Origin of the sequence: Arthrobacter sp. H41, from assembly GCF_000520535.1 — a bacterium.
In the GTDB taxonomy this organism is placed as follows: Bacteria; Actinomycetota; Actinomycetes; order Actinomycetales; family Micrococcaceae; genus Arthrobacter_D.
Genome location: NZ_KI914767.1, coordinates 31,785 through 37,028 on the forward strand (window position 1 = coordinate 31,785; position 5,244 = coordinate 37,028).

General features: G+C 66.5%; 5 protein-coding genes. 4 read left to right on the plus strand and 1 reads right to left on the minus strand.

Features of this window, described 5'->3' with window-relative positions; all coding sequences use genetic code 11:
* The first annotated feature begins 367 nt into the window (after window positions 1-367).
* Window positions 368-523, plus strand: a complete 156-nt coding sequence (locus tag Y705_RS22645) for a hypothetical protein (protein ID WP_216698730.1) — start codon at window positions 368-370, stop codon at window positions 521-523.
* A 50-nt stretch (window positions 524-573) separates the two neighbouring features.
* The gene (metG, locus tag Y705_RS0103340; RefSeq protein WP_026531824.1) at window positions 574-2,148 is read left to right on the plus strand and encodes a methionine--tRNA ligase; all 1,575 of its coding nucleotides are present in this window, start codon (window positions 574-576) and stop codon (window positions 2,146-2,148) included.
* Window positions 2,149-2,155: 7 nt separating this feature from the next.
* Here the strand turns inward: metG and Y705_RS0103345 are convergent, their stop codons facing one another.
* Window positions 2,156-2,710, minus strand: coding sequence for a hypothetical protein (locus Y705_RS0103345; protein ID WP_155849888.1), 555 nt, complete (start codon window positions 2,708-2,710; stop codon window positions 2,156-2,158).
* A 165-nt stretch (window positions 2,711-2,875) separates the two neighbouring features.
* Between Y705_RS0103345 and Y705_RS0103350 the strand changes: the two genes are divergently transcribed.
* On the plus strand, window positions 2,876-3,949 hold the full coding sequence (locus Y705_RS0103350; protein WP_026531826.1) for a 3-isopropylmalate dehydrogenase: 1,074 nt from the start codon (window positions 2,876-2,878) through the stop codon (window positions 3,947-3,949).
* Between the two features lie 42 nt (window positions 3,950-3,991).
* On the plus strand, window positions 3,992-5,098 hold the full coding sequence (locus Y705_RS0103355) for a branched-chain amino acid aminotransferase (RefSeq protein ID WP_026531827.1): 1,107 nt from the start codon (window positions 3,992-3,994) through the stop codon (window positions 5,096-5,098).
* Window positions 5,099-5,244 lie beyond the last annotated feature (146 nt).

Consider the following 5,244-nt stretch of genomic DNA (forward strand, 5'->3'; position numbering starts at 1 on the left):
CATGCCGTCACGCCCGACGCCCGCATCACCTTCGGCTTCAACGCCGACCTCAATGCGGCATCTGCCGAGGCGCTCGGCGCGATGCTCACCTGGCTGCAGGCGCTGCTGGGCCTGTCACGGACGCACGCCCTGGCCCTCGCGAGTTCGGTGGTGGACCTCCGCATCACCCAGATCGCCAACGAAACGTGGGGCGTCCACGCGGTCCTGGCCCACGACGCCGTCGTCCACAACAGCTGCCTCCCGGCTCGTCCTGGGCCTCGAGCCGAACCCGCCCCTCGTCTCCATCCATGCCGTCACGCCCGACGCCCGCATCACCTTCGGCTTCAACGCCGACCTCAATGCGGCATCTGCCGAGGCGCTCGGCGCGATGCTCACCTGGCTGCAGGCGCTGCTGGGCCTGTCACGGACGCACGCCCTGGCCCTCGCGAGTTCGGTGGTGGACCTCCGCATCACCCAGATCGCCAACGAAACGTGGGGCGTCCACGCGGTCCTGGCCCACGACGCCGTCGTCCACAACAGCTGACGCCCGGCCGGCGGGCGACGATGCCCGCCGGAACAGGGTAATTTCGTAGGGTGACTTCCTCAGGCGCCAAGCCCCCCTTCTACATCACCACCGCCATTTCCTATCCCAACGGCGTGCCGCACATCGGCCACGCCTACGAGGCGATTGCAACCGACACCATGGCCCGTTTCAAGCGGCTCGACGGGTATGACGTCCTCTTCCTCACCGGCACCGACGAGCACGGCCTGAAGATGCAGCAGACGGCCGATCGGGAGGGCGTCCCGGTGCGTGAGCTCGCCACCCGCAACGCGCGGGCCTTCCAGACCATGAACGACGTCGTCGGCTCCTCCTACAACCGGTTCATCCGCACCACCGACGCGGATCACTATGCTGCCGCAACCGAGATCTGGCGCCGGATGGAAGCTGCCGGCGACATCTACCTCGACAAGTACTCCGGCTGGTATTCGGTGCGCGACGAAGCATTCTGGGTGGAGGATGACACCGAGCTCCGGGCCGACGGTCTCCGGTACGCCACGGAGACCGACACCGAGGTCACCTGGACGGAGGAGGAGAGCTACTTCTTCCGGCTGTCCGCCTACCAGGACAGGCTCCTCGCCCTGTACGAGGCGCAGCCCGAGTTCGGCGCGCCGCAACCCCGCTTCAACGAGGTCATCAGCTTCGTGAAGCGCGGGCTCGAGGACCTCTCCATCAGCCGCACCACCTTCGACTGGGGTGTGCCGGTGCCGGGCAACGAGAGCCACGTCATGTACGTCTGGGTCGATGCCCTCACCAACTACCTGACCGGCGCCGGCTTTCCGGACATCGAGTCCGAAGCGTTCCGGAAGTACTGGCCCGCCGATGTCCACGTGATCGGCAAGGACATCTCACGCTTCCACGCCATCTACTGGCCGGCTTTCCTGATGTCCGCGCAGCTCGACCTTCCGAGGCGCGTCATGATCCACGGGCACCTGCACAACAAGGGCATCAAGATGTCCAAGTCGCTCGGCAACACCGTGGCGCCCCAGGACTGGGTGGATCAGTACGGCCTCGATCAGGTGAGGTTCTTCCTCCTGCGCGAGGTGCCCTTCGGTGCGGACGGCTCCTACAGCCACGACGCCATCGTGGGCCGGATGGATGCGGACCTCGCCAACAACTACGGCAACCTCGCCCAGCGGTCCCTCTCCATGGTGGCGAAGAACTGCGACGGCAGGGCTCCGCAGCCGGGCGGGCTCGAGGCGGCGGACAGCGCGATCCTCGACCAGGCAGCGGCTCTGCTGGAAACCTGCAGGGCCGCGTTCGAGAAGCAGGAATTCTCCCGCGCACTGGAGTCGGTGTGGAAGGTGCTCGGCGACACCAACGCCTACTTCGCCGACCAGCAGCCCTGGGTCCTGCGGAAGACCGATCCGGCGCGGATGGAGACGGTGCTGTATGTCACCCTCGAAATCCTCCGCATCGTCTCGATCCTGGTGCAGCCGGTGATGCCCGGCAGTGCAGCGCAGCTCCTGACCGCGCTGGGCCAGGGAACGGCGGACGACGACGCCCGGCGCACCTTCGCGGCGATCGCCACTCCGCTGGAACCCGGCACCGAACTGCCTGCGCCCGCTCCGGTCTTCCCGAAGTACGCGGGGGAGCCCGAGGTCGGTTAGGTAGCTCTCAGCCCTTCAGGAACCGGTCCGCTGCAGTACTTCCGATGATGCCGGCAATGCGGGCCTGCTGATCGCCGGCTTCCTCCAGGAGTTCCTGCAACTCCTCGTCGCTGAATTCGAGCCCGTCCGCCGTGGGGTTGGTGGAGCGGAGGGCAATCAGCGTCTCCCAGAGGGATTCCTTCCCGCGGAGCAGGGACAGCAGGGACTCCAGCTCCAGTTGCGCGCCCGTGCTGGTCTTCCTGCGCCAGGGATTGACGGGGTTCACCTCGGCAAGCCTGGCCGAGATGTGCGCAACGAACATCTTGCCCCGGCCGGGCCGGTGCCCGGACCGCTCGATCACCCGCCGAAGCCGGAGGCGTTCCTCATCGATCTCCTGTTGGAGATCCGAGATCACCCGGCCGTGCTCGGTGCCAACCCACGAGTGTGCGGCTGCCTCGAAGAGCCGGACACCGTTCGTGGCGCCGAACAGGTGCATGTCGAGGTATGAGTTCAACGTTTCCCGCTCAATGCGTCCTGCCGCACCCTCAGCGGGCTCTGGCCCCTGCCCCGATCCCTTTTTCATCCCGCGCTCCATGCTTCGTCTCATTTTCGGTTCAGCTTCCATGATGCGTCCCTTCCCTGCTGCGGCACGCTAGCCGACCCGATGATACCGTGCCATCGAAGCGATAGGTTGTCCACCGCCTGAGACGGTTTGTCCGGCAACCGAACATTTCCCTAATCTTGGGGAATGAGTGAATTCGTGTCCCACGCCTCCAGTTCCGCCATCGACCTCGCAGTCATTCCGGGGGATGGCATCGGCCCCGAAGTAACAGCGGAGGCGCTCAAGGTCCTCCGGGCGGTCACGGCCGGGAAGGTGGAGGTGGCGCTGACGCACTACAACCTCGGTGCTGAACATTGGCTCGCAACGGGGGAGACGCTCCCCGATGAGACCCTGGCGAAGATTCGCCAGCACGACGCCATCCTCTTCGGTGCCGTCGGGGCTGCTCCAGGAGACACCCGTATCCCCTCGGGCATCATCGAGCGAGAAATGCTGCTGAAACTGCGCTTCTCGCTTGACCACTACGTGAACCTGCGGCCCTCCCGGCTCTATCCCGGCGTAACCAGCACGCTCGCGAACCCCGGCGAGATCGACTTCCTCGTGGTGCGCGAGGGCACCGAGGGGCCCTACGTCGGCAACGGTGGAACCCTGCGCGGCGGCACTGTCCACGAGATCGCCACGGAGGTTTCCCTCAACACTGCGCACGGTGTGGAGCGAGTGGTCCGGGATGCGTTCCGGAGGGCCAGCGGGCGGCCCCGCAAAAAGCTCACCCTGGTGCACAAGCACAACGTCCTCGTTTACGCCGGCCATCTGTGGAAGCGGACCGTCGAGGCGGTTGCCGGGGAATTCCCCGACGTCACCCATGACTACCTCCACGTCGATGCCGCCATGATCTTCCTCGTGAGCGACCCGGCCCGGTTCGACGTCGTCGTCACCGACAATCTCTTCGGCGACATCATCACGGACCTGGCCGCAGCGGTGACCGGGGGGATCGGGCTGGCTGCTTCGGGCAACCTCAACATGGACCGTACGGCGCCGTCCATGTTCGAGCCCGTGCACGGGTCCGCGCCGGACATCGCCGGGCAGCAGAAGGCAGACCCCACCGCCGCTATCCTCTCGGCCGCCCTGCTGTTGCGGCACCTCGGACACGAGGACGCCGCCGCGCGGGTGGAGGAGGCGGTTGAGAAGGACATCGCCGGTCGCGGCGGACGCATCCGGAGCACAGCCGCGGTAGGCGATGCTATTGCCGCCGCTGTGTCCTAAGCTGGTGAGTGATCACTAACCGAAAGTTTGCCCGGAGGAATCATGACAGCCACGGAGCTGGAGTTTGCCCAGTACCTTTCCACGAGCACTGCAACGCCTGAACAGCGCAGCGCCATCCTCGCCAATCCGGGCTTCGGAAACTATTTCACCGACCACACCACGGTGGTGGACTTCGCGGTTAACGAGGCGGGCGAGGGCGGTTGGCACAGCCCACGGCTCGAGCCCTACGGGCCCATCGCGCTCGACCCGGCAGCCGCGGTGCTCCACTACGGCCAGGAGATCTTCGAGGGCATGAAGGCCTACCGCCACGCCGACGGGTCGGTGTGGACCTTCCGGGCCGACGCCAACGCGGCACGCCTCAACCGGTCCGCGATCCGGCTGGCCCTGCCGCAGCTTCCCGAGGAATTGTTCCTCGAATCCCTGCGCCAGCTCGTCGGGGCCGACCAGGCCTGGGTTCCGTCCGGCGAGGGCGAAAGCCTTTACCTCCGGCCCTTCATGATCGCCACCGAGGCGTTCCTCGGAGTGCGGCCGGCCCGTGAAGTGTCCTTCCGGGTGATCGCCTCCCCCGCGGGGAACTACTTCGGCGGCGAGGTCCGGCCCGTTGCCATCTGGGTGTCCCGGAACTACGCGCGTGCAGGACGTGGTGGGACCGGTGCCGCCAAGGCTGGCGGAAACTACGCCTCCTCGCTCGCAGCCCAGCTCGAAGCCGAGGCGCACGGCTGCAAGCAGGTATTGTTCCTTGACCAGTTCAATGACAACGCCATCGAGGAACTCGGCGGGATGAACGTGTTCTTCGTCTTCCGGGACGGCTCACTCGTGACGCCCGCGCTGTCCGGAACCATCCTCGAGGGAGTGACGCGTTCCTCGGTGATCCAGCTCGGCCGTGACCGCGGCATGAACGTGGTTGAACGCAAGATCACGCTCGACGAGTGGCGCGAGGGCGTGGCATCGGGCGACATCACGGAGGTGTTCGCCTGCGGCACCGCCGCCGTCATCACCCCGATCGGTTCGCTGCGCGACGGCGACGAGGTCATCGGCGCGCCCGATTCGGCCGCCGGTGAGGTCACGATGTCGATCCGCAGCCAGCTTCTCGGCATCCAGACGGGCACCAGCGAGGATACGCACGGCTGGCTCACCCGGCTCGTCTAGCAACTGGGCTCCAGCGCCACCGCACGAAGTTGTGCAGGTATGGTGGGTGTCCGGCGGCAACACCCGCCAGATCTGCACATGTTCCGCGATGGGTCCCTGGGTGGGCTGGCTGCCTCACGAAGTTGTACAGCAACGGCGGGTGTACG